Origin of the sequence: Stappia indica (genome assembly GCF_009789575.1) — a bacterium.
In the GTDB taxonomy this organism is placed as follows: Bacteria; Pseudomonadota; Alphaproteobacteria; order Rhizobiales; family Stappiaceae; genus Stappia; species Stappia indica_A.
Genome location: NZ_CP046908.1, coordinates 2478149 through 2493598, shown reverse-complemented (window position 1 = coordinate 2493598; position 15450 = coordinate 2478149). Strand labels below are relative to the sequence as shown.

Sequence of the window (15450 nt, the reverse complement as noted above, 5' to 3'; positions counted from 1 at the left end):
GAGCTTCGCGGCTTTCCCGGACCTTGATCCCGTGCTAGGCGAACCTTGGGGAAACATTGGGGGAAACGTGTGTGAAAGCTGTGTTGTGCGAACGCCTCGGCGCGCCCGAGGACCTTGTCCTGCGGGACATCGAGATGCCATCGCCCGGGCCGGGAGAGGTGCTGGTGGAGGTGAGCGCTGCGGCGCTCAACTTCTTCGATACGCTGATCATCGAGGGCAAGTACCAGTTCCGCCCGGAGCTGCCGTTCTCGCCGGGCGCCGAGTTCGCCGGCCGGGTGCTGGAGACGGGCGAGGGGATCGAGGCCTTCGAGCCGGGCGACCGGGTGATGGGCTATGTGCGCTGGGGCGCGGTGCGCGGCGCGGTGATCACCAGCGAGGACGACCTGGTCGCCCTGCCGGATGAGATCACTGATGAGGCGGCGGCCGGACTGTCGGTCACCTACGGCACCTCGCTGCATGCCTTTCGCGACCGGGCGCATCTGGAGCCGGGCGAGACCGTTGCCGTGCTCGGCGCCTCGGGGGGCGTCGGCCTTGCCGCGGTGGAGATCGCCAAGGCGATGGGCGCGCGGGTGATCGCCTGCGCTTCCAGCGCGGAAAAGCTGGAACTGGCCCGCGCCCACGGCGCCGACGTGCTGGTCAACTACGCGGAAGAAGACCTGAAGACGCGGCTGAAGCAGCTGACCGACGGTTGCGGCGTCGATGTGGTCTACGACCCGGTCGGCGGCGATCTTTCGGAGGCTGCGCTGCGGGCCACCGGCTGGCGCGGCCGCTATCTGGTCATCGGCTTTGCTGCAGGCGAGATCCCGAAGCTGCCGCTCAACCTGGTCATGCTGAAGGGCTGCGACGTGCTCGGCGTGTTCTGGGGCGATGCCATCGTGCGCGAGCCGGAAGCGCATCGCGACAATATGGAGCAGTTGCTCGCCTGGATGCGCGAGGGGCGGATCAGGCCGCACCTGCATGCGGTCTATCCGATCGAGGAAACGGCGAAGGCCTTGCGCGAGCTTGCCGACCGCAAGGTCCAGGGCAAGGTGATCATCCGCCCGTAAGGGCAAGGCGCTCCGAGGAGGCTGGAGGCGGCTTCAAGCCTCCAGCCGCACCAGCACCGGCGCGTGGTCGGACGGCTGCTGCCAGCCGCGGGCATCGCGCAGCACCTGCATGGAGACCGCCTGGCCGGCCAGGGCCGGGTTCGCCCACACATGGTCGAGCCGGCGGCCCTTGTCGGCGGCCGACCAGTCCTTCGCCCGGTAGCTCCACCAGGTGTAGAGCTTTTCCTCCAGCGGCACGAAGGCGCGCATCACGTCGGTGAGCCCTGCGGCGGTGCGCACCGCCTCCAGCTTTTCGCATTCGATGGGCGTGTGGCTGACGATCTTCAAGAGCTGCTTGTGCGACCACACGTCATGCTCGTAGGGCGCGACGTTGAGATCGCCGACGACCATGGCATTGCCGGCCATCGAGGCGAAGCGGTCGGCCATCTCGTCGAGGAAGGCGAGCTTGTGGGCGAACTTGTCGTTGATCTCCGGGTCCGGCTCGTCGCCGCCTGCCGGCACGTAGAAATTCTGCAGCGTGAAGCGGTCGCCGGCAAAGGGGATGCCGGTCGCAAGATGCCGGCTGTCGCCCTTGGTGCAGTAGTCGATCCGCTCCTCGTCGAGGAAGGGGCGGCGGGAGATCGTCGCGACGCCGTGATAGCCCTTCTGGCCCTTGATCGCGATATGCTCGTAGCCGAGCTTGCGGAAGGCGGAGAGCGGGAAGTTGCCGTCGGCGCACTTGGTTTCCTGCAGGCAGATCACGTCCGGCGCATGGTCGAGGATCAGCTTCTCGACGATCGGCAGGCGCAGCCGCACCGAGTTGATGTTCCAGGTGGCGATGGTCAGGCGGTCGGTCATGGGCGATCCGGATCTGGGCAGGAAAGGGCGAGCCTGAGAGGCGTCCTGCCTGATTGCCAGTTGCGGACCCGGCGTGCAAGGCCGGGCTTTCGGGCGCGAGGCGGATTTCTGTGCTGCGTGTCACATGAATTGGCGCTTGCGGGCGGTAATGACTGCATCCGACACTGGTGTCGAAAGGCGCGGCATCATGGGCCGCGTCGTTTGAGTGGCGCGGCAGGAGCCGCGTCATGTGAGAAAGCGCGGCAGGAGCCGCGCCGAGGCAGGACAAGGGGAGCCGTCACATGGGCTTTTTTGATTTCGTGAAGGATGCGGGCAAGTCCCTGTGGGGCAGCGACGAGCCCGAGGCCGATGCGGCCGCGGCGATCGAGAAGGAAGTGGCCGCGCTCGGTCTCGACGGCGACGTCAAGGTCGAGGTGTCCGGCGACACGGTGAAGATCGCCGGCGCAGCTCCCACGCAGGAGGCGCGCGAGAAGCTGATCCTGGCCGCCGGCAACGTGCTGGGCGTCGCCAAGGTCGAAGAGGAGATCGCGGTCGCGGACAGCGCGCCGGAAGCCGGCTTCCACACGGTGGAGAAGGGCGACACGCTGTGGGCCGTTGCCAAGAAGGCTTACGGCGACGGTTCCAAGTACACCGCGATCTTCGAGGCCAACAAGCCGATGCTGTCGGACCCGGACAAGATCTACCCGGGCCAGGTGCTGCGCATTCCTCAGCTCGGCTGAGGCTTTCGGGCCCTCCGGATCACGATCTTGTGAGGCCGGACCGCCAGAGCGGCGAATGTGAACAAGCCTGACCTCGGGCGCGCTCCCAGAGCGTAGTTCAAATTCGAAAACCGCTCTGGAAACATAGGTTTGCCGGTCGCCTCTGGTGAACCTGAAGTTCGTTCAAAGCATGCCGCGAAACGCGGCGAACTTCAGGTTCGGGCGACCGGCGTTCGGCCTCATCTCATTTTCGCTTCGCTCGATTGCTAAGCGCTTCCTTAACGCTTTGGTCATAGTGTCCAGTCCCGGTTGAAAGGGGGCTTTGGACCGAAGAGAGAGCGATGATTGCGCGCGTGCTGATCCTGTTCTGTACCCTTTTTGTGGCTTCCTGCGCGGCGTTCGATTTCGAAGATCCGAAGCCGCAGGACTATCCCATTCACGGCATCGACGTGGCGCGCTACCAGGGCGATATCGACTGGCACCGGGTGAAGCGGGCCGGCACGGAGTTCGCCTGGATCAAGGCGACCGAAGGCGGCGACTATCTCGACCCGAAGTTCATGGACAACTGGGTGCAGGCCAAGGCTGCCGGCGTGCGGCGCGGCGCCTATCACTTCTATTTCTTCTGCCGTCCGGTGGAGGATCAGATCGCCTGGTTCATCGCCAACGTGCCGGTCGACCCGGAAGCGCTGCCGCCGGTGCTCGATATGGAATGGAACGGCCATTCGTCGTGCCGGGAGCGACCGGGCCGCGAGCAGGTCCTGCACGACATGAACCTGTTCCTGCAGGCGGTGGAGCGCCATTACGGCAAGCGGCCGGTGATCTATTCCTCCGTCGACTTCCACCGCGACCGGCTGGTCGGGGCGAAGCGCGGCTTCGATTTCTGGCTGCGCTCGGTCGCCGCACATCCCGACCGCCGCTACGAAGACCGCCGCGACTGGGTGTTCTGGCAGTATACGGCCGAAGGCCGCGTCGACGGCATCAAGGGCAATGTCGACCGCAACGCCTTCCACGGCACGCGGCGCCAGTGGCAGCGCTGGCTCGAAGGCCACCGCACGCGCTAGGCGTGCGGAATTGCGCTAACGCGGGGCGGGTAACAGAGGCTGCTCCGCCCGCGTTGTCAGTCAATGGTGTCCATGGCGACAGGCTCATTTGAATTAGGCTGACCAAGGAACGGATTAAATGACAATATATAAAATATTGCGCCTTCCTTCTTCATTACACTCATTCCACGATGATCATAATCGTCAGCAATATATATCTTTTCATCAGTGTTTTTTGGCAAGGTATTGCGCCTCTTATCTCGCGCACTGAAATAAGTCCTTTCAGGGCGCCGCGCCTGGAAGACGCAGGACATGAGCCCTTTGCGCTTATTATCTATAAAAACACCAGAGGAATCATAAGACAGCGGGTGCATTTGTATTGCTAGGTTCCGGGCGACATTGGTTATCGATCGCGTCTGTTCTCGCTTGAGGAGCGCTCCCGAGGTGATCAAACTTTCCGCTTCACTAAACCCGCCATTCCGATAGACGTCCCAGGCCACATTCCCAAATACCGGCTTGATTGGATGGAATCTGTGATCATCCGGCAAGCCTTCTACCCAGGGGGCGAGTTCGGGCCAACGGCCCCAATCGCCGCGACCAAGCACCAATGCAGATTGGCACATGGTTTTGCGCGCGGGCTCCTCTGGTCGGTCCGACCGTGTTCGTTCAGTGTCCGTCACTCGGCTCTCAACACCTTTCGCTTTGACACTCGCAAAAGGGCGCAGATCCGGACTTTCTGTCGCTGCCCGTTTTTCGGAAGCCTTGAACGCTTTCTTGTCCGTTCGGGTCATCGGCTGAATGCGGACAAACTCTACATGGCTGTCTTCACCGGCAAGACTTGAGCGGGTCAGATAGTACTCGATCTGCTCCAGCCGCTGCCAGTTGTCGGTCCACAGCACGGGTACGAGATCGCCGGGCTGGAGCGGTGGGTTCTTCCATGCGTCGCCTTCGTATTCGGCAGCCCAGCGGCACGCGTCAGGCGTCTGTACATACACCGCCGCGTCGCTGCCGGGAATCTTGGCGCCTATCACCGGAGGGTTGGCGTAAACTTGGCCGCTCCAGCCGCCTGGATCCGCAGACGTGTTCCACGAACGGGTTCCGGTGCATTTCACCACTCGCTCGATGGTGACGGGCACGCCGTCGACTTTCACATCCACCGCATACCGAAAATAGGCAGGATATCGCGGATCGTCTTGCGTGCACGCCGTGCCAAGCAGCACGGCGGCAAGGCTCAGGGCGGCCACCGTGCGGGGCGGCAGAGCGAGGCGTGGGCGTCGGGTCTTCTGGTTGTCTCGCAAGGGCATGACGGCCTGACGGTAGAGCGAACTCCTGTCTTTATGACGCACTGTCAGTCAATGGTGTCCATGGCAACAGGCTCATCCAAATCAGAGTAAATTGGCCCAAATTGAAAAATAAGCATTACTGACTCTCTATCAGGTGCGATCATTAGTTCAAATCTCTTCGCGTCTGAGTATATTTCAATGCGCTCGTGATTTTCTCGCTTGCCGGCTGGCTGTTTCACATGGTATTCGTAGGATCTATCATAGTGCCATAAATTGAATGAGCAACTTGAGATCCCTTTCCTTGACTTGTCGATATATGCACCGCCCCTGCTAGGAACTATGGGGTGCATGGAATTATACAGGTGTAGTGCCCGTTGCGCGCCTTCTCCCGAGGTGACTTCTGCTCTCAAAGATGTCCTGTGCAAACTTTGCGCAGCGAAGAACCCTCCTTCAAAGTTCAGACTGGTGGCGACATCTCCCAATGCGGGGCGGACTTCGTAAAATCGTCCATCATTTGGGAGGCTGTCCACCCACGGCTTCAACGCCGGCCATTGGTCCCAGTTGTCACGGTCCAGGGATAGGGCGGCAAAGCAAGTCATACCGGGTGCGGGTGTCTTAGGTCGATCAGGGTCCAGCCACGAGGGGGCGGAGATGGGTTCGTCGTGTCCTTTCGCTCGAACTCGGGCCACGGAGCGCAGATCGGGACTTTCCCTAGCGGCTCGCACCTCAGACATCTCGAATGCCTTTTTGTCCGCCCGTTCCAGCGGCTGAACGCGAACAAACTCCACATGACTGTCCTGTCCCGCAAGACTTGGACGGGTCGAATAGTATTCAATCTGCTCCAGGCGCCGCCAGTTGCTGGTCCAGAGCACAGGCACGACGTCGCCAGGGACGAGAGGTGGGGGCCGCTGCTGCGCATCTTCAGGACTGGCTGCCCAGGTACACGCCAACGGCACGCGGACATAGACGGCTGCATCACTGCCGGGAACCTTGGCACCGATTGCAGGAGGATTGACGTAGCTGTGGTGGGTCCAGCCTCCCGGGTTTGCAGACGTGCCCCACGAACGGGTTCCCGCGCATTTCACCACCCGCTCAATAGTGACCGGCGCGCCGTCGACTTTCACATCCACCGCATACCGAAAGTAGGCAGGAAATCGCGGATCATCGCATGCCGCTGCCAGCAGCAGGGCGGCAAGGCTGAGGGCGGCCACCGTGCGGGGCGGCAGAGCGAGGCGTGGGCGACGGGTCTTCTGGTTGTCTCGCAAGGGCATGGCGGTCTGATGGTGGAGCGAACTCCTTCCTTCATGCCGTGCCGGAGCGATGCGCGCAAGACGTGTAGCGCTACACCCCTTGCGTGCGGTTGCAAATAGTGCAGACAGGCTTAACCGCAGGGGCGTTCCGGTCCCAGACCCCTCACGCAGCCGCTTCGGCGCGTGAGCCGACGATCTCCACCACTTCCTTCATGATGTCGGTGAGCTGGAAGTTCTTCGGCGTGTAGACGGCGGCAACGCCCATCGCCCGCAGACTGGCGGCGTCTTCCTCGGGAATGATGCCGCCGACGACCACCGGGATATCGTCGATGCCGGACGCGCGCAGCCGGTCCATCACGTCGCGCACCAGGGCAAGGTGCGAGCCGGACAGGATCGACAGGCCGATGACATGGACGTCCTCTTCCAGCGCGGCGTTGACGATCTGCGCCGGGGTCAGGCGGATGCCCTCGTAGACGACTTCCATGCCGCAGTCGCGGGCGCGTACGGCGATCTGTTCGGCGCCGTTGGAATGGCCGTCGAGGCCGGGCTTGCCGACCAGGAACTTCAGCCGGCGGCCGAGCTTCGCCGACACGCTCTCCACCGCTGCCCGCACCGGGGCAAGGTCCTGCGCATCGGCGCGCGCCGCCTTGCCGACGCCGGTCGGCGCCCGGTATTCGCCGAACACCTCGCGCAGCGCCGCGCCCCATTCGCCGGTGGTGACGCCGGCCTTCGCCGCCGCAATCGACGGCTCCATGATGTTGGTGCCCTCGCTCGCCGCCTGCTTCAGCGCGGCGATGGCGCCCGCCGCGGCGCCTTCGTCGCGCGCCTCGCGCCAGGCCTTGAGCGTGGCGACGGCGTCCGCCTCCACATGCTCGGGCACGGTCAGGATGCCGCCGTCCTCGCCGGTGGCGAGCGGCGAGGGCTCGCTCTCCGTGAAGCGATTGACGCCGACCACCACCTGCTCGCCCGCCTCGATGGCGGCAAGACGGGCGGCGTTCGAGGCGACCAGCGCCTGCTTCATGTAGCTCGATTCCACCGCCGCGACGGCGCCGCCCATCTCCTCGATCCGGGCGAGTTCCTCGCGTGCCTCGCTCTTCAGCGCCTCGACCCTTTCGCCGATCACCGAGGAGCCGTCGAAAATGTCCTCGAACTCCAGCAGGTCGGTCTCGTAGGCGAGGATCTGCTGGACGCGCAGCGACCATTGCTGGTCGAAGGGGCGCGGCAGGCCGAGCGCCTCGTTCCAGGCCGGCAGCTGCACCGCGCGGGCGCGCGCGTTCTTCGACAGCACCACGGCCAGCGCCTCGATGAGGATGCGGTAGACGTTGTTTTCCGGCTGCTGCTCGGTGAGCCCGAGCGAGTTGACCTGCACGCCGTAGCGGAAGCGGCGGTAGCGCTCGTCATCGACGCCGTAGCGGGTCTGGCAGATCTCGTCCCACAGCTCGGCGAAGGCGCGCATCTTGCAGATCTCGGTGATGAAGCGCATGCCGGCATTGACGAAGAAGGAGATGCGGCCGACCGCCTGCGGGAAGTCGCCCGGCGGGATCGCGCCCGATGCCTTCACCTCGTCGAGAATGGCGATCGCGGTCGCCAGCGCGAAGGACAGCTCCTGCACCGGCGTCGCGCCGGCCTCCTGCAGGTGGTACGAGCACACGTTCATCGGGTTCCACTTCGGCATGGCGCCGTAGGTCCAGGCGATGACGTCGCGGGTCAGCCGCAGCGAGGGCGCGGGCGGAAACACGTAGGTGCCGCGCGACAGGTATTCCTTGATGATGTCGTTCTGCGTCGTGCCGGCCAGCTCGGCCCGGTCGGCGCCCTGCTCGTCGGCGGCCGCGACATAGAGCGCCAGCAGCCAGGGAGCCGTGGCGTTGATCGTCATCGACGTGTTCATCTTTTCCAGCGGAATGCGGTCGAACAGCGCCCGCATGTCGCCGAGATGGGCAATCGGCACGCCGACCTTGCCGACCTCGCCGCGCGCCAGCGGATGGTCCGGGTCGTAGCCGGTCTGGGTCGGCAGGTCGAAGGCGACGGAGAGGCCCGTCTGACCCTTGGCAAGGTTGCGCCGGTAGAGTTCGTTGGACTCCTGCGCGCTCGAATGGCCGGCATAGGTGCGGAAGATCCAGGGCTTGTCGCGCCGGACCGTTGCCGCCCCGCCCGCGTGCTTCGTCGCCGGTTCCGTGCCGGGGGTCGCTCTGTCGCCCATGGAAACACTCCTCGCAAGCTTCGTGCCCGCGGCGGTGCCCATCAGGGGCCGCATGACCGGGCATCTTCCTGATTTTCCTCAAGCTCCCCGCGTTGCGGCGGGGTGCCGTCCTCCCGAAATCAAGCGCGCCTCCCGCGCCCGCAACGCACTATTTCTAGGTGCGATGCAAAAACACTCTTGGGCAAACGCGCCAATTAAGCAATAGTCCAATAGCGGAACGCCTGTTTTTGGTACGATAGTTTCGCGAGTGGGGCGTATCTTCCTCTTTCGGAATGATGCGTCGCAGCAATCGGCCGCAAGGGACGGGCGGCCGACGGCCTTCGCGCCGGCAACATGGCCTTGGGTTCGCAGGGACGGGCGGACGGGGCGCCGGAGAGGACGCGGGGGCGGGAACCAGAAAGGCGGTGCGGCGGCGGCGATGGTCCCTGTTGCACCTGCCGGCGACATAACGGCCGGCGACATAACGGGAGGACATGCGCGATATGGGCAATGCTCAGCAGGCAAACGACAATCGCGAGGCGGAGGATCGCTTGGTGAAGGACCTTTACGAGATCGGCGAGATCCCGCCGCTCGGCCATGTGCCGAAGTCGATGTATGCCTGGACCATCCGGCCCGACCGGCACGGGCCGCCGGAAGATGCGATGAAGCTGGAAGTGGTTCCCACCTGGGAGCTCGACAGCAACGAGGTGCTGGTCCTCGTGATGGCCGCCGGCGTCAACTACAACGGCATCTGGGCCGGCCTCGGCGAACCGATCTCGGTCTTCAAGGTGCATGACGAGGCCTATCACATCGCCGGATCCGATGCCTCGGGCATCGTCTGGGCGGTCGGCTCCAAGGTGAAGCGCTGGAAGGTCGGCGACGAGGTCGTCGTCCATTGCAACCAGGACGACGGCGACGACGAGGAGTGCAATGGCGGCGACCCGATGTTCTCGCCGACCCAGCGGATCTGGGGCTACGAGACGCCGGACGGTTCGTTCTCGCAGTTCTGCCGGGTGCAGTCGCAGCAGCTGATGCCGCGTCCCAGGCACCTGACCTGGGAAGAGGCGGCCTGCTACACGCTGACGCTGGCGACCGCCTATCGCATGCTGTTCGGCCACGCGCCGCACCAGCTGCGCCCGGGCCAGAACGTGCTGGTCTGGGGCGCCTCGGGGGGGCTCGGCGTCTTCGGCATCCAGCTGGCGGCCGCAGCCGGCGCCAATGCCATCGGCGTCATCTCCGACGAGGACAAGCGCGACTACGTGCTCTCGCTCGGCGCCAAGGGCGTCATCAACCGCAAGGACTTCAACTGCTGGGGCCAGATGCCCAAGGTCAACTCGCCCGAATACAACGAGTGGCTGAAGGAAGCCCGGCGCTTCGGCAAGGCGATCTGGGAGATCACCGGCAAGGGCAACGACGTCGACATGGTGTTCGAGCATCCCGGCGAGGCGACCTTCCCGGTCTCCTGCCTGGTGGTCAAGCGCGGCGGCATGGTGGTGTTCTGCGCCGGCACGACCGGCTTCAACCTGACCTTCGACGCCCGCTATGTCTGGATGCGGCAGAAGCGCATCCAGGGCTCGCATTTCGCCCATCTCAAGCAGGCCTCGGAGGCCAACAACGCGGTCATCGACCGGCGGATCGACCCGTGCATGAGCGAGGTCTTCCCATGGGAAGACATTCCGCGTGCCCATACCAAGATGTGGAAGAACCAGCACGCGCCCGGCAACATGGCGGTGCTGGTCTGCGCACCGACCACGGGCCTGCGCACCTTCGAGGACGTGCTGGCGGCAAGCGAACGCTGACGGCGAGAAACCCTCTCTTTGGTCCTGCCGCGGGGATTTCTCGCGGCAGGGCCGAGGCGTCATGCCCATCAACGCTTTCTCAAGAGGAGGGGCCTATCCTTGCGCCCCTGACCATGGCCGGCAGGGCCGGACAGCATGGCCTGAGGGGCGCCGCGCGGCCGCCGCTCCTTCGTTTTTCCTCGCCCCGCGCCGCGCGGGACGCTATGAGATTCCCATGACCTTTCGGCTTCGTATCGGCTGTGTCGCCCTTGTCGGGCTGCTTGCCGCCGCCTGCATGCCGGAGCGCACCGTCGTTCCGCCCTATTACAAGGACCTTGCCCGGGTCGACGCCTCCGTCGATGCGGCCTCGGCGCAGCAGATGATCGACAGCTACCGCCAGTCCAACGGCGCCGGCTCGCTCGCCATCGATCCGGCCCTGATGCAGGTAGCGCAGAAGCAGGCCCTCGCCATGGCCCGCGCCCAGGACATCCAAGCCTCGCTTCAGCGCGGCAACAGCCTGGCGGTGCGCCTTGCCGCCGCCGGCGAGGAAAAGACCTACGCGGTGGAGAATGTCAGCGCCGGCTACCGCACCATCGCCGAGGCGTTTTCCGGCTGGCGCGATTCGCCCAGGCACAACGCTGTGATGCTCGACGGCAAGGCGACCCGCATGGGCATCGCCACGGCCTACGCGCCCGGGTCCCGGCACAAGGTGTACTGGTCGCTGGTGCTTGCCGGGCCGGCCGGGCAGCCCTGAGGCGGCTTGAACGATGCTGGAGCGCGCCGACAGCTACGAGGCTCTCGTTTCCGGATTCCGCTGGCGGATCCCGGCGCGCTACAACATCGCCGACGCCGCCTGCAGCGCCTTCGCCGCCCGTGAGTCGGAACGCGAGGCCCTGCTGCATCTTCGCGAGGACGGCAGCATCGAGCGCTGGACCTATGGCCGGCTCGAGGAGGCCTCCTCGCGGCTTGCCAACGCGCTGAGGGCGCAGGGCGTTGCCCGCGGCGACCGGGTGGCGCTGCTGCTGCCGCAGTCGCCGCAGACCCTTCTCAGCCACCTTGCCGTCTACAAGCTCGGCGCCGTCGCGGTGCCGCTCGCCAATCTCTTCGGCGTCGATGCGTTGCGTTACCGGCTCGCCGACAGCGGCGCGGCGGCCGTGGTCACCGATGCGGCCGGGCATTCCAAGCTGTCGGAGATCCGCGACGAGCTCGGCATGCTACGCCTGATCGTCTCCACCGAGGGCGCAGCGCCGGGCGCGCTGTGCTTCGAGACGCTGATGGCGCAAGGGGCGGCCTCCTTCGAGGCCGCGGCGACCGGGCCGGACGATCCGGCGATGATGATCTACACCTCCGGCACCACGGGCCAGCCCAAGGGCGCGCTGCACGGCCACCGGGTGCTCCCCGGCCATCTGCCGGGCATCCAGATGGCGCACGAGTTCCTGCCGCAGCCGGGCGATCTGTTCTGGACCCCGGCCGACTGGGCCTGGGCGGGCGGGCTGCTCAACGCGTTGCTGCCGGCCTTGACGCTCGGTGTGCCGGTCGTTTCCTACCGCTTCGAGAAGTTCGACCCCGAGCGCGCCTTCGCGCTGCTCGAGCGCTTTGCCGTGCGCAATGCCTTCATTCCGCCGACGGCGCTGAAGATGATGCGCGCGGTCGCCAACCCGCGCGCGCGCTTCGATCTGGCGCTGCGCACCGTCGGTTCGGCCGGCGAGGCGCTGGGCCGGGAGACCTACGACTGGGCGCGAGAGGATCTCGGCCTCACGGTCAACGAGTTCTACGGCCAGACCGAGTGCAACGCGATCCTGGCATCCTGCGCTGCCCTCGGCGTCAGCCGTCCGGGCGCCATCGGCAAGCCGGTGCCCGGCCACGAGGTGGCGGTGATCGATGCGGACGGCTGCGTTCTCTCTGCGGGGCAGCAGGGGCAGATCGCCGTACGCCGGCCCGACCCGGTGATGTTCCTGCGCTACTGGGAACAGGACGAGGCGACGGTCGGGAAATTCGTCGGCGACTGGATGACCACCGGCGACCAGGGCGTGGTCGACGAGGACGGCTATGTTCATTTCGTCGGGCGCGACGACGACATCATCACCTCGGCCGGCTATCGCATCGGCCCCGGCGAGATCGAGGATTGCCTGCTGTCGCATCCGGCGGTGGCGCTGGCCGCCGCCGTCGGCAAGCCGGATCCGCTGCGCACGGAGATCGTCAAGGCCTTCATTGTGCCGGCGAGCGGCGTTGCGCCCGATGCGGCGCTGGAGGAGGAAATCCGCGACCATGTGCGTACGCGGCTTTCCGCGCACGAATATCCGCGGGAAATCGCCTTCGTCGAGGAACTGCCGATGACGACCACGGGCAAGGTGATCCGCCGGCTGCTGCGCGAGGACGCGCTGCATGGTGGTCTGGAGACCGAGGAGTAATCCTCCCCGGAACTCGCCTTGCCTGCGCTCAGTCGCGCCCCTTGCGCAGGCGTGCGAGCAGTGTCCGGGCCAGCTTGCGCAGCCGGCGGTCGGCGGCAATGTCGAGCCTGGCAAGTGCACCGCGCACGGCGCCGGCCGCGCCTTTCGAGACGACCAGCGTGGCAAAGGGCACCGAACCGCGCCACAGCGGCGCGATCATCGGGTGGTCGGGAATGGCAAGCGAGTCGGCGTCGGAAAAGCCCGCTTCGTCGAGATTGCGGCGCATCGCCTGGCGGGCCACCTGCGCGCCCGGCGAGAAGCGGGCCAGCTGCTCGTCATAGGCGATCTTCCAGGAAAACACCCGGTCGCGGTCGCGCAGCGTCACCAGCATGGCAGCCGGCGCCTCGCCGGCGCCCAGCGTGTCGATGCGCACCCGTCCCCTGGCGGAGAGCGAGGAGATGAAGGCGCGGGCAAAGGCGGCGCGCTCCGGGGTGCTTGCCAGCGCGGTGCCGCGCCGGCCCTTCCAGCCCGCAGCCTCCAGCGCCAGAAATTGCTCGAAAGCGGCCTTCACCTCTTCTGCGCCGGATACGCTGCCGAACTCGGCCGAGGCGTTCGCTTCTTCCAGCCGGCGCAGCTGGCGGTCCAGCTCCTTGCGGCGGCGGGTGCCGATCAGGCGGAACTGCTCCTCACCGGTCGGTCCCGCTGCATGGCCGGCGCGCAGGGCCTTCGCCGTGCGCGCGACGTGCCAGCCGGTTTCTGCGGCAAGATCGTCGAAGAGTTCGCTGACCGGCCCGTCGGTGCGCAGATAGGGGATAAGAAAGGTGCGGGTGCCGAACTCTTGCGCCGCTGTATCCAGCAGCAGCGACAGGACGGCGCTGTCGGCGGACGGGGATAGAAGCGGCGTTCCCAGCGGGCCGTAGTCGCCGGCGCAGGCGGCAACGATCGGAACGGCAAGGCCGGCGCGGCGGCGCAGGAAGGGCACGAGGGCGAGGAAGCTGCCGTCGCCTGCATCGCGCACGGCGAGGATATGCACCTCGCCGGATTGCATGTGCGCAAGGTAGGACAGCAGGAAATCGGGGCCGAAGAAGGGGTTCGGCTCCAGCGCCGTCTCGGCGAGCGCGCGCCAGTGCGGCAGATGCGCCTCGGCCTCGCCGGCCCGGAAGACGAGGACGGTCATCGCCCTGTCCCCTCGCTTGGACGGGCGGGCATCCTTGATCGGCTGGCGGGGGGCCTTGCGGCGACGGGAACGGGCCTCATGCGGACGGGCTGCCGTCTCGCCCGAACGTCCCGTCTCGGCTGTGCCGTCCGTCCTGATGTCTTCGGCGATTGCCATGCCGGCCCCCTCGACCGCCGGCCTGCCGGTCCCGATCCTTGTCGGGGGCAACCGTCGGTTTCAGGCACGGAAGATGCCACAGCATGCGGGCAATTGAACGTGTTTCGTTGATATTTGGTTAACCTTTGCAGGGCGCCGGCCTGCATCGGGGGAGGGGTCACGGCGCGGCCTGCGGTGCGCGGGGGGCAAGGATGAACGGGTCGACGCCAAGATGCCGGCGGGCCTGGTGGCGCAGGGCGCAGGCCTCGAAGATCATCGCCCCGGCGGTGGCGATCGCCGCGCCGTTGATGCCGAGCAGCGGGATCAAGGTCACGTTGAGCGCAAGATTGAGGGCGAAGGCGAGGGCGTAGATCCGGGCGCAGCGCCCCTGCTGATCGGCCATGGTCAGCAGCGCGTCGGCCGGGCCGACGCAGGCGCGGGCGAGCACGCCGGCCAGCAGGATCAGCATCGCGGGGTAGCCGCTGGTGAAGCCGGGGCCGAACAGCGACAGCAGCAGCGGGCCGGCCGGCACCAGCAGCGCGCACATGGCCAGCGTCGGCCAGAAGGTCCAGCGGGCGGTGTCGGCGACGAAGGCGCGGAGTTCGGCGTGCTCGCCCGCGTGATAGAGACGGGAATAACGGTGGGCGGTGGCCGAGCGCACCGCGAAATAGACGAAGTGCGCGAGCGCCGGCGTCTTGGATGCGGCGAAGTAGATCGCGACCTGATGCGGGTCCTCCCACAGGCTGACCATCACCACGTCAGCGCTGGTGATAAGCTGGAAGAAGCCTTCCACCAAGAGGATCGGCAGGGAGATCCGCAGCCAGTCGCGAAAGGTCCAGTCGCCGCGTGCCGGGCGGCCCGCCGGTGCGCGCGGCAGGGAGCGGGAAAGAACCAGCATCTGCACCAGCGCGACGGCCCATGTGGCGAGGATTGTGACGATGCAGGCATTGGTCGCCGTGGCCGGAACGCCGGTCCAAACGGCCGCCGCCATGCCGGCGAGAATCGCCAGCGGGCGCCAGATGAAGGTCGGCAACATGGCCAGAAGCGGCCAGTCGTGGGCACGCGCGATGCCGTCCTGGATGCTGCCGATGGTGAAGAGCGGCAGGCAGACGGCGCCGAGGGCGAGGGGGAGGATATAGTGGGAGGCGATGAGGTCGCCGGCGAGCCACACGGCAAGGATGCCGGCAAGGGCGATGCCGGTGGCGGCAAGACCGCCGGCAAGCCGGCTGCCGACGAGCAGGGCGCGCAGCCGTCCGTGCCGTCCCTCAGCCCGGTATTCGGGGATAAGCCGCAGCACCGAGGACGAGAAGCCGAGCGGGGCGAAGATGCCCAGCACCACCACCAGGGTCCAGACGACGACGTAGATTCCGTATTCGTGGCCGCCCATCAGCCGGGCGAGGATAACCTGCATGACATAGGCGAGAACGGCGCCGAGAACGCGGATCGCGAACACGGTGAGCGCCATGCGCTGGGCGCGCGAGGCGTCCGGCTCGCCGTTGAGGATAAGCTCGCAGCGGGCAAGCACAGGCTGCACGCGCGCGAAAAGGGCGGCGGGCAGGATCCTTTCGGCCCATGTCACTGGCGACAGGCGCAACGCCGGGAGCTCCTTCTCGGGTCAACCGCGAAAATCTAGCCCT

The 15450-nt window shown here is 66.2% G+C and carries 12 protein-coding genes; 6 read left to right on the top strand and 6 right to left on the bottom strand.

Features of this window, described 5'->3' with window-relative positions; translation table 11 throughout:
- The first annotated feature begins 71 nt into the window (after positions 1-71).
- Positions 72-1046, top strand: a complete 975-nt coding sequence (locus GH266_RS11630) for an NADPH:quinone oxidoreductase family protein (RefSeq protein ID WP_158194048.1) — start codon at positions 72-74, stop codon at positions 1044-1046.
- A 33-nt stretch (positions 1047-1079) separates the two neighbouring features.
- Here the strand turns inward: GH266_RS11630 and GH266_RS11625 are convergent, their stop codons facing one another.
- Positions 1080-1883 (bottom strand): exodeoxyribonuclease III, encoded by an 804-nt coding sequence (locus GH266_RS11625; RefSeq protein ID WP_158194047.1) that lies wholly within the window; start codon positions 1881-1883, stop codon positions 1080-1082.
- Positions 1884-2164: 281 nt separating this feature from the next.
- Here GH266_RS11625 and lysM point away from each other — a divergent pair, with 281 nt between their 5' ends.
- Entirely contained in the window at positions 2165-2602 is a 438-nt protein-coding gene (gene lysM, locus GH266_RS11620; RefSeq protein WP_158194046.1) for a peptidoglycan-binding protein LysM, read from the top strand.
- A gap of 320 nt (positions 2603-2922) precedes the next feature.
- On the top strand, positions 2923-3642 hold the full coding sequence (locus GH266_RS11615; protein WP_158194045.1) for a glycoside hydrolase family 25 protein: 720 nt from the start codon (positions 2923-2925) through the stop codon (positions 3640-3642).
- Between the two features lie 56 nt (positions 3643-3698).
- Here GH266_RS11615 and GH266_RS11610 read toward each other — a convergent pair whose 3' ends face one another.
- From GH266_RS11610 to GH266_RS11600, 3 genes are all read right to left on the bottom strand, one after another.
- A complete protein-coding gene (locus GH266_RS11610) occupies positions 3699-4925 on the bottom strand; it encodes a hypothetical protein (RefSeq protein ID WP_158194044.1) in 1227 nt (408 codons plus the stop codon).
- Between the two features lie 44 nt (positions 4926-4969).
- Positions 4970-6175, bottom strand: coding sequence for a hypothetical protein (locus GH266_RS11605; RefSeq protein WP_158194043.1), 1206 nt, complete (start codon positions 6173-6175; stop codon positions 4970-4972).
- A gap of 142 nt (positions 6176-6317) precedes the next feature.
- Positions 6318-8354: a protein meaA gene (locus GH266_RS11600; RefSeq protein WP_158194042.1), complete on the bottom strand. Its 2037-nt coding sequence runs from the start codon at positions 8352-8354 to the stop codon at positions 6318-6320.
- 482 nt (positions 8355-8836) lie between these two features.
- Here GH266_RS11600 and ccrA point away from each other — a divergent pair, with 482 nt between their 5' ends.
- The 3 genes from ccrA to GH266_RS11585 all read left to right on the top strand — a co-directional run bounded on the left by ccrA (position 8837) and on the right by GH266_RS11585 (position 12522).
- Positions 8837-10132, top strand: coding sequence for a crotonyl-CoA carboxylase/reductase (gene ccrA / locus GH266_RS11595; RefSeq protein ID WP_158194041.1), 1296 nt, complete (start codon positions 8837-8839; stop codon positions 10130-10132).
- A gap of 214 nt (positions 10133-10346) precedes the next feature.
- Positions 10347-10865 (top strand): CAP domain-containing protein, encoded by a 519-nt coding sequence (locus GH266_RS11590; protein WP_209001589.1) that lies wholly within the window; start codon positions 10347-10349, stop codon positions 10863-10865.
- A 13-nt stretch (positions 10866-10878) separates the two neighbouring features.
- Entirely contained in the window at positions 10879-12522 is a 1644-nt protein-coding gene (locus GH266_RS11585; protein ID WP_158194040.1) for an acyl-CoA synthetase, read from the top strand.
- A gap of 28 nt (positions 12523-12550) precedes the next feature.
- Here GH266_RS11585 and GH266_RS11580 read toward each other — a convergent pair whose 3' ends face one another.
- Positions 12551-13834 (bottom strand): GNAT family N-acetyltransferase, encoded by a 1284-nt coding sequence (locus GH266_RS11580; protein WP_158194039.1) that lies wholly within the window; start codon positions 13832-13834, stop codon positions 12551-12553.
- Positions 13835-13991: 157 nt separating this feature from the next.
- On the bottom strand, positions 13992-15407 hold the full coding sequence (locus GH266_RS11575) for a lipopolysaccharide biosynthesis protein (RefSeq protein ID WP_158194038.1): 1416 nt from the start codon (positions 15405-15407) through the stop codon (positions 13992-13994).
- Positions 15408-15450 lie beyond the last annotated feature (43 nt).